The 14,569-nt window shown below is 30.2% G+C and carries 15 protein-coding genes; 9 read left to right on the top strand and 6 right to left on the bottom strand.

What is annotated here, in order from left to right:
• Positions 1 to 62: 62 nt before the first annotated feature.
• Entirely contained in the window at positions 63 to 1,421 is a 1,359-nt protein-coding gene (locus tag AABM47_RS02280) for a DEAD/DEAH box helicase (RefSeq protein WP_338409305.1), read from the bottom strand.
• Positions 1,422 to 1,533: 112 nt separating this feature from the next.
• Between AABM47_RS02280 and AABM47_RS02275 the strand changes: the two genes are divergently transcribed.
• Positions 1,534 to 3,261: a M14 family zinc carboxypeptidase gene (locus AABM47_RS02275; RefSeq protein ID WP_338409304.1), complete on the top strand. Its 1,728-nt coding sequence runs from the start codon at positions 1,534 to 1,536 to the stop codon at positions 3,259 to 3,261.
• 56 nt (positions 3,262 to 3,317) lie between these two features.
• Here AABM47_RS02275 and AABM47_RS02270 read toward each other — a convergent pair whose 3' ends face one another.
• Positions 3,318 to 3,569, bottom strand: a complete 252-nt coding sequence (locus AABM47_RS02270) for a heavy metal-binding domain-containing protein (RefSeq protein ID WP_338409303.1) — start codon at positions 3,567 to 3,569, stop codon at positions 3,318 to 3,320.
• 19 nt (positions 3,570 to 3,588) lie between these two features.
• Positions 3,589 to 4,185 carry an NUDIX domain-containing protein gene (locus AABM47_RS02265; RefSeq protein WP_338409302.1) on the bottom strand — a complete coding sequence of 199 codons (597 nt, stop codon included), beginning with the start codon at positions 4,183 to 4,185 and terminating at the stop codon, positions 3,589 to 3,591.
• Positions 4,186 to 4,192: 7 nt separating this feature from the next.
• Between AABM47_RS02265 and pyrE the strand changes: the two genes are divergently transcribed.
• From pyrE to AABM47_RS02230, 7 genes are all read left to right on the top strand, one after another.
• Positions 4,193 to 4,837, top strand: a complete 645-nt coding sequence (gene pyrE / locus AABM47_RS02260) for an orotate phosphoribosyltransferase (RefSeq protein ID WP_338409301.1) — start codon at positions 4,193 to 4,195, stop codon at positions 4,835 to 4,837.
• 38 nt (positions 4,838 to 4,875) lie between these two features.
• Complete coding sequence (locus AABM47_RS02255) at positions 4,876 to 5,268, top strand: STK_08120 family protein (protein WP_338409300.1); 393 nt, start codon at positions 4,876 to 4,878, stop codon at positions 5,266 to 5,268.
• A gap of 102 nt (positions 5,269 to 5,370) precedes the next feature.
• Entirely contained in the window at positions 5,371 to 6,723 is a 1,353-nt protein-coding gene (locus AABM47_RS02250) for a DEAD/DEAH box helicase (RefSeq protein WP_338409299.1), read from the top strand.
• A 133-nt stretch (positions 6,724 to 6,856) separates the two neighbouring features.
• Complete coding sequence (locus tag AABM47_RS02245) at positions 6,857 to 8,785, top strand: BatA and WFA domain-containing protein (RefSeq protein ID WP_338409298.1); 1,929 nt, start codon at positions 6,857 to 6,859, stop codon at positions 8,783 to 8,785.
• 101 nt (positions 8,786 to 8,886) lie between these two features.
• Positions 8,887 to 10,140: a dihydroorotase gene (locus tag AABM47_RS02240; RefSeq protein ID WP_338409297.1), complete on the top strand. Its 1,254-nt coding sequence runs from the start codon at positions 8,887 to 8,889 to the stop codon at positions 10,138 to 10,140.
• Positions 10,140 to 10,469, top strand: coding sequence for a hypothetical protein (locus AABM47_RS02235; RefSeq protein WP_338409296.1), 330 nt, complete (start codon positions 10,140 to 10,142; stop codon positions 10,467 to 10,469). The genes AABM47_RS02240 and AABM47_RS02235 overlap by 1 nt, the downstream gene beginning before the upstream one ends.
• Before the next feature lie 3 nt (positions 10,470 to 10,472).
• Entirely contained in the window at positions 10,473 to 11,114 is a 642-nt protein-coding gene (locus tag AABM47_RS02230; RefSeq protein WP_338409295.1) for an alpha/beta fold hydrolase, read from the top strand.
• On the opposite strand, the gene AABM47_RS02225 is transcribed toward AABM47_RS02230, so the two are convergent.
• The 3 genes from AABM47_RS02225 to AABM47_RS02215 are packed head-to-tail and all read right to left on the bottom strand — an operon-like array spanning position 11,115 to position 12,931.
• Complete coding sequence (locus AABM47_RS02225) at positions 11,115 to 11,600, bottom strand: hypothetical protein (RefSeq protein ID WP_338409294.1); 486 nt, start codon at positions 11,598 to 11,600, stop codon at positions 11,115 to 11,117.
• Positions 11,601 to 11,642: 42 nt separating this feature from the next.
• Positions 11,643 to 12,128 (bottom strand): hypothetical protein, encoded by a 486-nt coding sequence (locus tag AABM47_RS02220; RefSeq protein WP_338409293.1) that lies wholly within the window; start codon positions 12,126 to 12,128, stop codon positions 11,643 to 11,645.
• 38 nt (positions 12,129 to 12,166) lie between these two features.
• Complete coding sequence (locus tag AABM47_RS02215) at positions 12,167 to 12,931, bottom strand: MBL fold metallo-hydrolase (protein ID WP_338409292.1); 765 nt, start codon at positions 12,929 to 12,931, stop codon at positions 12,167 to 12,169.
• A gap of 81 nt (positions 12,932 to 13,012) precedes the next feature.
• Here AABM47_RS02215 and AABM47_RS02210 point away from each other — a divergent pair, with 81 nt between their 5' ends.
• Positions 13,013 to 14,467, top strand: a complete 1,455-nt coding sequence (locus AABM47_RS02210; RefSeq protein WP_338409306.1) for a TonB-dependent receptor — start codon at positions 13,013 to 13,015, stop codon at positions 14,465 to 14,467.
• Positions 14,468 to 14,569 lie beyond the last annotated feature (102 nt).

Raw genomic sequence — 14,569 nt, 5'->3', positions numbered from 1 at the left:
ACCAACAATTAAATCAATTACAATAGGCTCTAAAAATTAAAAATTTATAAACTAAATACTATTTAATACGACTTGTCTTCTTCTTCTTTTTTAACAACTTTGCGGGCAACTTCAATTTTATACTTCTTACCTTTCATTTTTTCATCATGAATGTTGTTTAAAAAATCGGTTACTTTATTATATTTAACAGCTGCAAACGAAATAAAGTCTTTAACTTCTATTAAACCCAAATCACCTTTTTCCAGCTTACCTTTTTGAGAAAAGAATCCAACAATATCAATTTTATTTAACTTATTTTTCTTACCGCCACTGATATAAATAGTTTGAAATTGAGGTGGTTTTGGTAATCGTGTAGTTTCAAAGACCATTAATTTTGGTAAATTATAATCAAAGTAATCAAGTTTTTTTTCGCTTTCGTGAGTCAAAGCGTAAGCTGTTCCAGAAGCAAGCATACGAGCTGTACGACCGTTTCGATGTGTAAACTCATCTTCTTTTAATGGTAAATGATAGTGAATTACATGTTTCATTTCTGGAATATCCAAACCACGCGCTGCTAAATCTGTAGTTATCAAATAACTCATACTGCCATTTCTAAACTGAATCAATGCACGCTCGCGTTCGTCTTGATCCATACCACCATGATAAAAAGTAGCATAAATTCCCTTTTCACTTAACATATCACTGATGCGTTCAACGGCATCGCGATGGTTGCAAAAAACAATAGCGCTTTCACCTTTTAAAGAACAAATCAAATTAAAAAGTGTTTTTATTTTATCTTTTTCTTTGGAAACAACCAATTTTACATCCAAATGTGTGTTTTTCACCTCATCCACAATAAAGTCTAAAACTGTAGGATTAACAACGCGTGTATATTTTGGAATTTCAATTCCGGCTGTAGCCGAAACTAAAATACGTTTGTTTAATTTAGGCAATCGACTAATGATGTATGACATTTCTTCATGAAAACCAAGCTGTAAAGATTTGTCAAATTCGTCTAACACTAAAGTTTTTATAAAAGATCCATCAAATGATTTTCGATCTAAATGATCTCCAATTCTTCCTGGAGTTCCAATCAAAATAGCTGGCGGATTGCTCAAGTTTTTTATTTCAGTATCTATGGAATGACCCCCATAACAAATATTTACTTTATAATTAGTTCCCATTTTTTTCCAAACTTGCTCAATCTGAAGTCCTAGCTCTCGTGAGGGAACAACAATTAAGCATTGAACGGTTTTTATGTTTTCTTCTAAAAGTTGAAATATCGGCATTAAAAAGGCCAAGGTTTTACCAGAACCTGTAGGCGAAAGTAATAAAACGTTATTGTCATTAAGAATAGTAGTTTGAGCTACTTCTTGCATTTCATTTAGGCTTTTGATTCCTAAATTAACTAGTAAATTTGTCGAATGGTGATTTGAATTCATGAGGCAAATATAGTGATGATTGGCGAATGATAAATGCCTATTATTGATTAATGAAGATATTGGAATAATTAATTAAAAAAACTGTATTTTTGAAACAACAAATTCCATTTTTATGCGATATCTCATAACCCTACTTGTTTTGTCTTCTTTGGTAACCTTTTCACAAAAAAACACAAATTTTAGTACTCCTTTTGAAAAAGGAAACGGTAATCAATCCTCTACTTACGAAGAATGCATTAGATATTACACAAACTTAAGCAATTCTTTTTCAACAGTTTATATAAAAGAAATGGGCAAAACCGATAGTGGTGAACCTTTGCATATTGTAATTTATAATCCTGAAAAAAAGTTTGATTTTACTGATATAAACACAAACAAAGCCGTAATTTTAATCAACAATGGCATTCACCCAGGTGAACCAGACGGAATAGATGCAACCATGATGCTGATGCGTGATTTGGTTACAAAAAAAGTTTTAATACCAAAAAATACCATAATTGTTGTAATACCAGTATATAATATTGGAGGGAGTTTAAATCGAAATTCACATTCAAGAGCCAATCAAAATGGCCCAGAGGCTTATGGATTTAGAGGCAATTCGAGAAATTTTGATTTAAACCGCGATTTCATCAAAACCGATTCAAAAAATTCAAAAAGTTTTCAAGAAATTTTTCATTTGGTAAATCCAGATATGTTTATTGACAATCACGTAAGTAATGGTGCTGATTATCAGTATACATTTACCTGCATTGCTACACAACATCAACGTTTAGGCGGAACATTAGGTATCTTTTACAAAGAAGAAATGCATCCAGCCCTTATGAATGACTTAAAGAAAAAAAATATCGAAAGTGTGCCCTATGTCAACATTCACGGAGACAAGCCCGATGATGGCTTTGCTCAATTTATGGATACACCACGATATGCAACCGGTTATACCAGCTTATTTAATACAATTGGTGCAGTTCCTGAAACGCATATGTTAAAAGATTTTGCCAGTCGAGTTCAAGTTACCTATGAGTACATGGTTTCGAGTATTAATTATGTCGATAAAAACTACTTAAAAATTAAAGCTTTAAAAGCAGCTAATTTGGAACCTTATAAAGTGGGAAACACTTACACCTTACAATGGGAAATAGATTCGTCTAAAATTTCTACAATTGACTTTAAAGGCTACGAAGGTCATTACAAAACAAGTGAAGTTTCTGGAAAACCAAGATTGTTTTATGACAAGGCTAAACCTTTTACAAAAAACATACCTTTTTTTAACGATTATAAATCAACAAAAGATGTGACCATTCCATCATATTATGTGATTCCAAAATCACAATGGCCAGCAATAGATTTGTTGAACCTTAACCAAATTGAAATGACTAAAATTCAAAACGACACAGTCATTGAAGTAGAAAGTTATAAAATAGTGGATTACAAAACTTCAAAAAGTGCTTACGAAGGTCATTATGGACATTACAATACAGTTGTACGTTCAAACATGGAAAAAGTAAAGTTTAGAAAAGGTGATTTATTAATTAAAACACAACAAAAAGGTGTCAAGTATTTAATGGAAACATTAGAACCAGAAGCTGTTGATAGTTATTTTAATTGGAATTATTTTGATCCTATTTTACAACAAAAAGAATATTTTTCGGCTTATGTTTTTGAAGATTTAGCCACAGAAATATTAGAGAAAAACCCAACTTTAAAAACTACATTTGAAGCTAAAAAGAAAAATGAAGACGTATTTAAAAATAGTGGTGAAGCACAATTGGATTGGGTTTACAGCCATTCAGAATATTTTGAAAAAGCGTATTTACAGTATCCCATTTATCGCATTAAATAGATGAAAAAGATTACACAAATTAGCACAAATAAATTTGTGCTAATTTGTGTAAAAAATTAATGACTGTGTGCGTCTGTATTTTCTACTAAATCCATTTCACAAACGGGACATTTACCTGCAGCTTCATACGTTTTTCCTTCTTCACAATCCATAGGGCAAGCAAAACTTGCCATATGCATTTCGTCTGAAGAAACTGTAGCATCCTCAGATACTGATTCAGGTGTTAATTTTTCATTATCCGCTTCTTTACAAGACACAATAGATAAAGTTGCAAAAGCAAAAGCAAACATTACGATAGATTTTTTCATTTTAATTTAATTTAAAGTGTTAATATTTTCTATTTTCAAACAGTAATTTAATATTTTCATAAGAGTTTTCCAAAATCGCAGGAATCTTTTTAGGGTTAATCCATTCTACTTTTTCAATACCCTCCTCTACTTGTCCATATGTAGTGCCTTCAAAGGTAGAATTCATTTCATACCATGTGGTTATTTTTAATTTATATAATCCATTATGTTTAAAAACATGATAAGTTTTTTGCAATTTTTCCACAACAGACAAACCATTTACCCCTGTTTCCTCTTCAACTTCTCGCATGGCAGTATCTTCCATACATTCATTTTTTTCGGTACCGCCTTTAGGCAAATCCCATTTTCCATTGCGAAAAATGAATAAAATTTCACCTTTAACATTTTTTACTAATCCCCCACCAGCTTTTACAACAGAAATTTTAGACTTCAATGTTTTCAACAACAAAGATTCATCAGGATGATACAAAATTGCCTTCTGAATTTTATTTTGAAACATTTTTACAATAAGTTTCTCAATATCAACACTTTCTAGTAAAAACAATTGAAAGTCTGTTTCTTTTTCTATTTTATTTGTTAAAAAAAGTGGCTTATCGTTCACAAAAACTTTATACATTTGCAATATGATTTTTAATAACAACTCCGCCCAAAAAACAGCTGAATTGCTTTTACAAATAAACGCAATTAAATTAGATACAAAAAATTATTTTAATTGGGCTTCTGGCTGGAAGTCTCCAATATATTGTGACAACCGATTGGTGCTGTCTTTTCCGCCTATACGAAATTACATTCGTGATGAATTTGCCAAGCAAATTGAAGAAAAATTTGGAAAACCAGATGTAATTGCAGGTGTGGCAACTGGAGCAATAGGAATAGGAATTCTCGTTGCTGAAGCTATGGGATTACCTTTTGTATATGTTCGACCAGAGGCCAAAAAACATGGAAGACAAAATCAAGTGGAAGGCTTTTTACAAAAAGGCCAAAACGTAGTGGTGGTAGAAGATTTAATTAGCACTGGTGGAAGCAGTTTAATGGCTGTGGAAGCATTGCGAAACGAAGGCGCAAATATTCAAGGCATGGCAGCTATATTTACTTATGGTTTTGATATATCGGTAGATAATTTCAAAAAAGCAAATGTCAATTTGTACACACTAAGCAATTATCAAACACTATTAGAAACCGCAACAAAAAAAGAATACATAAACGAAATAGAAATAGAATCTTTAAAACAATGGGCAAAAAGCCCTTCTACTTGGAATCAAGAATAGGTAACAAAGTTATAGGCAATTACAAAAAAATAAAAAAAATGAATTTAGAAAGTCCAAAAGTTACCGTGCAAAAATCGGCTCACTATATATTTCAAAAACTGTCTGACCTAAAAAACTTTGAAAAATTAATGCCTGAAAATATTGCTAAATTTGAAATAGTTGACGAAAATTGTTTTGAATTTGGATTAAAAGGGATGCCTGAAATTAAATTGGTCAAAAAAGAATACATTCCAAATACTAAAATAGTTTTAGGAGCTGCTTCAAGTAAATTACCTTTTAATTTAACTGGAAACTTAGTTGCTCTTGAAGACGAAAAAACAGAAATTCAATTGGAATTTGAAGGAGAATTTAATCCTATGATGTCCATGATGATAAAAGGTCCTATTAGTAAATTCATAGAAACATTGGCTGCCAATATGCATAAACTATAATTTTACAAAATATAAAAACAGTCTAAACCTTTTCTAATTGAAGAGGTTTTTTTATACCAATGATTCAAAAAATAAAAGTGTACCTTTGCACAAATTAATATAATGGATTCATTTGAAGCTTTTGATTTACCAAAATCACTACAAAAAGCACTAGACGAACTGGGCTTTAAAACCCCAACGCCTATACAGAAAAAAGCATTTAAAATAGTGCTTTCAGGAAGAGATGTAATGGGTATAGCCCAAACAGGTACAGGTAAAACCTTTGCATATCTTTTACCTATTCTAAAACAATGGAAATTTCAAGCAGATGTGCATACTCCAAGAGTTGTAATTCTTGTTCCTACGCGCGAGTTAGTTGTTCAAGTAGTTGAAGAAATCAATAAACTTACCACCTATATGAGTGTTCGAACTTTAGGTATTTATGGTGGTGTAAACATCAATACACAAAAAACATCTGTTTATACCGGTACCGATATTTTAGTAGCTACTCCAGGCAGAATTATGGATTTAGCTTTAGATAATGTGGTTCGGTTTGACACCCTTCAAAAGTTAGTAATCGATGAGTTTGATGAAATTTTAAACTTAGGTTTTAGAACTCAATTGACATCTATTTTATCGATGATGAACAGCAAAAAACAAAACATTTTGTTTTCTGCAACCATGACCGAAGAAGTTGATGAACTACTTGATGAATATTTTGATTTTCCACAAGAAGTTTCATTAGCTCCCAGCGGAACACCTTTGGATCAAATTAGTCAATATATTTATACTGTTCCCAATTTTCTTACCAAATTAAACATATTAAAACATATTTTAGAAAGTGATGAAACTACTTCTCGTGTTCTAATTTTTATCAACAGTAAGCGTATTGCAGAGTTGGTTAGCGATTTTTTAGAAGAACATTTTTCAGGAGAATTTGGCGTAATAAATTCAAACAAAACTCAGAATTATCGTTTAAATACTATGGAAAGTTTTCAAAACGGAGAGCTGCGTGGTTTGATTACAACTGATATAATGTCTCGTGGTTTAGATATTACGGATATTACACATGTTATTAATTTACAATTTCCTGATGAACCCGAGCGTTACATTCACAGAATTGGGCGAACAGGTCGAGCTGATAAAGAGGGAGTTGCTATAAGTTTTATAGCTCCAAAAGAAGAAGAAATGCTCTTGGAAGTAGAAGAACTTATGAACCAAGAAATTGAAGTTTTACCTACTCCAGATTCAGTTGTTGTTGAAGTTCGAAAATTAGAATTCGAAAAAGACAAAGTTAAAATGAAGGTTAAGAAAAAGAAAGAAGATGACGAAAGAGGAGCTTCTTTTCATGAAAAAAGCGAAAAAAACAGCAAAGTAAATCTTGGAGGCCCCGGAAAAAGATATAAAAAAATGGGCGGTTCTACCAATAGAAATATGGAAAAAAAACGTGCTGATAGAAGAAGAAAAAAGAAATAGTACTTACAATTATAGTTTTATGTTGGCAATTTTTATGCAATAATGAACCCGTTTTTTACATTGAAATTGCCTTACAGGTTTTAACTATTGCCTTTTAAATAATTTTCACTATTTTTGATAAATTAAATTTTAAATGCATTTTAAACATCCCGAAATTCTATACTTTCTTTTTTTATTGGTTATCCCAATTATCGTTCACCTATTTCAACTCAGACGGTTTAAAAAAGAGTATTTTACAAATGTTAAACTGCTCAAAGAACTCCAAACACAAACACAAAAAAGTGCTACAATAAAAAAATGGTTGCTTCTTGCAACTCGATTGCTATTACTTACAGCATTAATATTTGCTTTTGCTCAACCTTTCTATAAGGGAGAAAATGATGATAAAAAGAACAACGAATTGGTTGTTTTACTAGATAATTCTTTTTCCATGCAAGCCAAAGGTAAAAAAGGCGAATTGCTAAAAAGAGCTGTTCAAGAATTGCTAGAAGAAACTCCAGAAACACAAACCTTATCAATTTTAACAAGTAATGATGCATTTTGGGATACTGATATCAAATCTATCCAAAAAGAATTATTAAATTTAAATTACAGCGGATTACCTTTTGAAATAGACCATTTACTCACAAAAGTTAAGGCTAAAAAGCCAAACACAGCTATTGACTACATAGTGATTTCAGACGCTGTTGATGTAATGTCTAAAAAAACAAATTCTCTATCTGATGCCAATTCCTTATATTTTATGGAGGCTACTGCTCAAAACAAAAATAACATAAGTATTGAAAACGTAGAGATGCTGCAAAGCTTAGATCAGTTTTACAAAATTAAAGTAACCTTAAAATCTTTTGGCAAGCAAGAAAATAGCATTGCACTTTCTGTTGTAAACGGAGATAAAAGTGTAGCCAAATCTATGGTCGATTTTACAAAAAAAGAAGAATCTCTCGTTTTTACATTACCTAAAAATGATTTCCACGGTTATGTACAAATTCAAGATAAAGGGTTAACTTATGACAATACATTATATTTCAGTATTGAAAAACCAAAGAAGTTTAAAGTTACTAGCATAGGTACTGAAACTAAAAATGCATTTTTAGAAAAAATCTTTACACCCGATGAATTTGAGTTTAGTTCACACCCTATTTCTCAAATAAACTATACAGCATTAGAAAACCAGCAGACAATAATTTTAAATGAACTTGATGAATTTCCGAGTTCATTAGCCACAAATTTAGCCGATTTTTATGCCAAAGGTGGAAACATAATTATTATACCTTCATTAAGTATTTCTGTTGAAAAACTAAACAAATTGACTTCAAAAGTTGGTAACACTATTTTTACTTCATTACAAAAAAATCCGAAAAAAATAACCAAAATTAGTTTTTCACATCCTTTATTTCAAAATGTATTTGAGCAAAAAGTTACTAATTTTCAATATCCCGAAATAAAACAAAGTTTTATAAATAACGCAAAAGGCTTAGCTGTTTTAGCATACGAAGATGGCAGTTCGTTTTTGCAATCTACAACCAATCAATTGGGAACCATTTATACATTTAACGCTGCAATTAACAAACAAAATTCTAACTTTCAAAATTCACCTTTAATAGTTCCTACGTTTTATAACATGTCTCAAAACAAAGGTAATTTAGAAAAACTATATCATACTATTGGAGAAAACGAAACCATTATTATTGATGCTATAACTCTAAAAGACGAAGTACTTTTAATAAAAAATGAAGCAGAAAGTTTTATTCCACTTCAACAGGTATTGAGCACAAAAATTAAAATATCTTTAGGCGAGTTGTCTGTAAATTCTGGCAATTTTATAATTGAAAAGAAAGATGTAAATTTGAAAAATATAAGTTTTAATTATAACAGAACCGAAAGTGATTTAAATAATAAAAATAAAAGAACTTTTGAAAAATTTACAAAAATAAATGAATTAGGAACGGTTTTTAACGAAATCGAAGCTTCCAGAAGCACAAAAAATCTTTGGAAGCGGTTTATGATGTTAGTTCTTCTGTTTTTAGTATCAGAAATGCTAATTCAAAAATTTGTAAAATAAGAAAATAAACAAATTGAAATTTAATAGCATAATGATTACGAGCTGTTAAAAAAAGATTCCCTATTGCGTTAAATAAATACAAATAACTAACCCATTTTCAAATGAAAAATGTTATACTAAAACAAGCAACCATAATCGATTCTGAAAGCTCCTTTCACAATCAAAAAATGGATATTAGTATCGAAAACGGAATCATAACTTCCATTGAAAAGTCAGCTAAAAACACTCAAAATTTTGAAGAAATTTTATTAAATAATCTTCATGTTTCACAAGGTTGGTTTGATTCTTCAGTGAGTTTTGGAGAACCTGGTTTTGAAGACAGAGAAACCATAGCAAATGGATTATATGTTGCTGCAAAAAGTGGCTTTACTGATGTAGCTTTGCAACCTAATACCTACCCTATTTTGGATAATCAATCTGCTATTTCTTTTGTAAAAAATAAAGCAAATGGTTTTGCAACAAATTTGCATCCTATTGGAGCATTAACAAAAAATAGTGATGGTGAAGATTTAGCTGAATTATTCGACATGAAAAATGCTGGAGCCATCGCTTTTGGCGACTATAACAAATCAATAGAAAATGCAAATATTCAGAAAATTGCTTTGCAATATGTACAAGATTTTGAAGGTTTAGTTATTAGTTTTTGTCAAGATAAAAGCCTGAAAGGGAATGGTGTAGTTAATGAAGGAGTAGTTAGCACACAATTAGGTTTAAAAGGAATTCCAGCCATGGCAGAAGAAATTGATTTGATACGAAATCTTTCAATTTTAGAATATACCGGTGGAAAAATGCACATTCCAACACTATCTACCGCAAAGTCTGTACAAATAATTGCCGCAGCAAAAAAGAAAGGTCTAAATGTGACTTGTAGTGTTTCAGTTCATCATTTAACTTTGAATGAAAAGGTTTTAGAAGGATTTGACTCAAGATATAAAGTTGCACCACCTTTGCAAACCGAGAGCAATAGATTGGCTTTAATCAAAGGAATAACTGATGGAACAATTGATATGATAACTTCTGACCATAATCCCATTGATATTGAGCATAAAAAACTTGAATTTGATTTGGCAAAAAACGGAACCATTGGTTTAGAAACTGCTTTTGGCATGCTTCAAAATGTACTTTCAACAGAAATCATAGTTGATAAATTAGTGAATGGAAAAACAATTTTTGGACTAGAAAAAAATAGTATTAAAGTTGGAAATAAAGCGATTTTAACAATGTTTAACCCTAACCAAACATTAACGGTTACTAAAGAGAACATACTCTCAAAATCTAAAAATTCGGCTTTTCTTGGACAAACTTTAAAAGGAATAGTATATGGAATTTACAATAATGGAAAAGTAGAACTATAATGACACATACCGAAGAAATTAACAACGGAAAAATAACAGCAATAGTTAGCTATATATTAATTGTAGGTGTTTTAATCGCTATGTCCATGAATGCAGAAAACAAAAATAAGTTTGCGAGTTTCCATATTAAACAAGCCGCTGGATTGAATATTTTATTTATTTCATTTGGATTACTGTTATCTAATTTTAATAACCCTTATATTTTATTAGGTTTTTGGACTTTTATTTTTGTTTTAATTGCTTATGGCTTTATTACGGCAATAAATGGTCAACAAAAGCCCGTTCCAATTGTTGGAAATTTATTTCAAACCATTTTTAAAAATTTATAATCAATGCCTTTACATCATATTGTTAGAACACCCAAAATTATATTAGACAAAAACCCAGCCATCATATTATTACACGGTTATGGTAGTAACGAAGAAGATTTGTTTTCTTTTGCTGATGAATTACCTGATGAATATTACATAATTTCTGCACGTGCGCCTTATGACATGAGCTATGGCAGTTATGCCTGGTATGCTATTAATTTTGATGCAGACGAAAACAAATTTTCAGATTTAAACCAAGCGAGAAGTTCTCGTGATTTAATTGTTGATTTTATTGATTTTTGTGTTACAGAATATGCTATTAATAAGGAAAATATAACTTTAATAGGATTTAGCCAAGGCGCTATTTTAAGTATGGCTGTCGCATTATCATACCCCGAAAAAATAAATCGTGTTGCAGCTATGAGTGGTTATTTGAATGTAGAAATAGCTTCTGAAGATTATCTAAAAAACACTGTTTCAAAAGTAAAATTCTTTGTTTCGCATGGAGTAGTTGATCAAGTGATTCCGGTTGACTGGGCTAGAAAAACGAAACCTAAACTAAACAATTTAGGAATAGATGTAGTGTACAAAGAATATCCTATAGGACACGGTATTTCACCACAAAATTTTCATGATTTTAAAAATTGGCTAACCCAAAAATAATCATTGTTCTTCATAATCTGAGCCTAAAACGGGCTTGATCGACGTAACTGCATCTTTAAAAATAATTACATCATTCTTGTACAGAATATGTCCATTATTTAAAGATAATTTATATTCTTTTTCAAAAAAATCTTCGGCAACAGATTTTCTTTTTATATAAATAGAATTAAAGGCATCTGGTAAAAAAATTTCAGCCTGTAATTTTTGAGCATCTAAAATTACAAAAGCACTTCTAGAAATTTCAAGGTTCATTAAATCTGTGATTGAATTTAACCTAAAGCCTTCGTTTATAAGTCTTAGGCATTTGTTATTTATAATTGACCATCTATAACCTTCGGCAGAAACACATTCTTTTTTATCCTTTAGTATGTCTTTATTTTGTTTTTTAATTATAATTGTATCAGCTAAACTTACTTCTTTTTTCATGATGTAATCGCATGAATTTAAAACTATTAAAACGAAAAACAAAGAAAGTAAATACTTCATATTAGATTAATTTAACGTTAAATTTAATACAATTATCTTTAATTACAAAGTTGCTTCAAACAAAACGGTATCAATGGTTTCAAATTCCGTTGGATTATCGCCAACTATAAAATATTTTAATAAAACTTCACCCCAAATTTTTCCATTTGAATATTCCGCAACAACCCATCTGTGATTAACCATTTTGACTCTTGTTATTAAAAAAGGTTTGCCGTCAATCATATCATAAGGCACTAATTTATTTCCTTTTTTGTTCGCATTTAATGCATTGATGTCATTATTTACACGTTCAATAACTTTGTTAAAATCCATTTCTTTGTTATAAAAATATTCTTGGGCATTTTCATTTGTGCTTAAATCAAAAGAGGCATATTCTAAAGCAGTAGCTATTGAATCTTTGTTTTTTATTAAATTTTTAAGATACAACACTTCTTTTTCTTTAGAATCGAAACGCTTGTTTGAATCTACATATTGAAAAATATTGATCAAAACCGAGAAAATAAAAAAGTATAAAATGGTATTTTTCATGAAAGTTAATGTTTTATATTAGGGTAAATAAACTTGATTTAAATTGATATTTGTAAATTATCATAAGCCAAAAAAACGTTATTGGGCAAGGTTTGTTGTACTTCTTCATGAAAACCTAACATATGACTTATGTGAGTTATATATGCTTTTTTAGGCTGAACTAAGTCTATAAAATCTAAAGCTTCTTTTAAGTTAAAATGGGTGTCATGCTCTTCTTCACGAAGCGCATTTATAACTAAGGTGTCAATACCTTTAAATTTATCTATTTCACTATTTGCGATGGTTTTAATGTCTGTTAAATACGCAAAATTATTTATTTTAAAACCAAAAACCTGCAAATTACCATGCATCGCATTAACAGGGGTTATGGTTGTATTCTTAATTTGAAAATTTTGACCATTTACAATTTCATTTGTAATTACAGATGGAGCACCTGGGTATTTATCAGCATCTTTAAATATATAGTCAAATCTGTTCGATAAATTAAGTAAAACTCGTTTGTGAGCGTATACAGGAATATTACCTTGTTTATAAAAAAAAGGCCTTATGTCGTCTAATCCTGAAGTATGATCTGCATGTTCATGGGTAAATAAAATCGCATCAATTTGAGGGCATTTTGATTGGAGCATTTGTTGCCTAAAATCAGGACCACAATCAATAATAACAGAAAAATCATCGTCTTGAATCCAAACAGAAACTCGCAAACGTTTATCCTTACTGTCGTCACTTAAACAAACAGAATGATGACTTCCTATAACAGGTATCCCTTGCGAGGTACCTGTTCCTAAAAAATAGACTTTCAAATTGTAATTTTTATGTAAAAATAATCAAAAAAAAGTGATTTAATAAGTACCTTTGTAAAAGGTTTTACATAAAAAAGAATCATTGTGACTGAAATTAAATTAAAAGGAGATAAATTAATAGAGCAAATACCGTCTTTAAAAGATAAAGCTTTACGAATAAATCTGAACGAAAACATTTATGGAACCTTTGCAGAAATAGGTGCAGGACAAGAAACTGTTCGTCATTTTTTTAGAGCTGGGGGTTCTTCAGGTACAATTGCAAAAGCAATGTCTGCATACGACAAAGACTTTAGTGATGCCGTTTATGGGGAAGAAAATGATGGCCGTTATGTTACTGAAAGTCGTTTAAGAAAAATGCTCTCACATGAAACACAACTAATAGAACAACGCTTAAACAGAGATAAACATCCCAATAAAATGTTTTTTAGCTATGCAAACACCGTTGCTACAATTGATTTTGCTAAAAAATTTAAAGGCCATGGTTGGATTGGCATTAATTATCAAGTAGAGCAAAATGAGGCTTACAACGAAATTATATTACACATTCGCTTTAAAGAAACTGATTCAAAATTACAACAAGAAACCTTAGGTATACTAGGCGTAAACCTTATATACGGTGCTTTTTACAAATACAACGATCCCAAAAAATTATTACGTTATTTATACGATCATTTAGAAAATGACCAAATAGAAATTGATTCAATTAACTTTTCTGGACCCCGTTTTGCTAATGTTGATAATCGTTTAATGAGCTTGCAATTGGTTAAAAATGGAATGACAGATGCAGTAATGTTTAATCCTCAAGGAAAGAATATTTTACCAGCTGCAGAATTATACAAAAAAAACATTTTAACTCTAAGAGGCAGTTTTAGGCCTGTTACAAAAGTAAATATGGATATGTTTCATTGTGCATATGAAATGTATTTAAAAGAAAATAAGGTTAATAAAGAAAATACATATGTTATTTTTGAAATCACCCTTTCTAATCTTCGTTCAGAAGGAGAAATAGATGAGCGAGATTTTATGGATAGAGCCGAACTATTGTGTTCATTAGGCCAAACAGTTATGATTTCTAACTTTCAAGAGTATTATAAGATGGTTGAATATTTCTCTAGTTTTACAAAAGCCCGAATGGGATTAGTAATGGGAGTTAATAATTTAGTTGATATCTTTGACGAAAAATATTACCGCCATTTGAGCGGTGGAATTTTAGAAGCTTTTGGGAAGTTGTTTTATAGAGATTTAAAAGTATACTTGTATCCAATGGAAGGAGAAAATGGTGAAATTATTAATTCTCAAAATCTAAAAGTTCATCCAAGAATGAAAGAGTTGTATAAATTTTTTGCTTATAATGGAAAAGTAATTGATATTGAAAATTTTGAAAAAGAAAATTTAAAAATATTTTCAAGAGAAGTTTTAAAACAAATTTGTGCCAATGAACCTGGTTGGGAAGAAAATGTTCCTAAAGGTGTGCCAGAATTGATTAAAAAAGATAACTTATTTGGTTTCTTAGATCATTGCGAAGTGAGAAGATAAGTATTAAAATATTAGTATACAAAATCCTTATTTATGAATTTAAATAAGGATTTTTTTTTTAATTAAGTGCTCTATTTCAAATTTACTTAAGTTTTATAAAGT

The organism is uncultured Flavobacterium sp. (assembly GCF_963925415.1).
GTDB lineage: Bacteria > Bacteroidota > Bacteroidia > Flavobacteriales > Flavobacteriaceae > Flavobacterium.
Note: the sequence above shows the minus strand (reverse complement) of the source record. Positions and strands in the feature narration are given on the sequence as shown.